The following is a 304-nucleotide window of genomic DNA, read 5'->3' on the forward strand; positions in this document are numbered from 1 at the left end:
GGATTCTCTAGGCTGGCTTGGCCTTGAAAAAATTCCATTTAGTTTTAACAAACTGGTGGGCATCATTATCATCATTGGAGGTGTGATTGTATTTAAGTCTAAGAGCGCTTATTATGAAGGGGAAAAAGAAGTAGGTCCATCCAAGTAATATTTTTTAAATACATAAATAATACCAATTTTTTGGATTTATGGTAGACTTTTAGTTAGAACGTTTGAAAGGGTGGTTGATCTGAACGTCACAACTGATAGTCCTGTTGGTATTATTGAACGGTTTGTTGCATTGGCATTAGACGCACTAATAATC

The 304-nt window shown here is 35.2% G+C and carries 1 protein-coding gene; it reads left to right on the plus strand.

Annotation, left to right across the window (positions count from 1 at the left end; all coding sequences use genetic code 11):
* A partial coding sequence (locus tag AOA60_RS34575; RefSeq protein WP_178075343.1) for a DMT family transporter occupies window positions 1-148 on the plus strand: 148 nt, incomplete at its 5' end.
* Window positions 149-304 lie beyond the last annotated feature (156 nt).

The sequence above is a fragment of the Pseudomonas sp. 2822-17 genome, assembly GCF_002742485.1.
Taxonomy (GTDB): domain Bacteria; phylum Pseudomonadota; class Gammaproteobacteria; order Pseudomonadales; family Pseudomonadaceae; genus Aquipseudomonas; species Aquipseudomonas cyclaminis.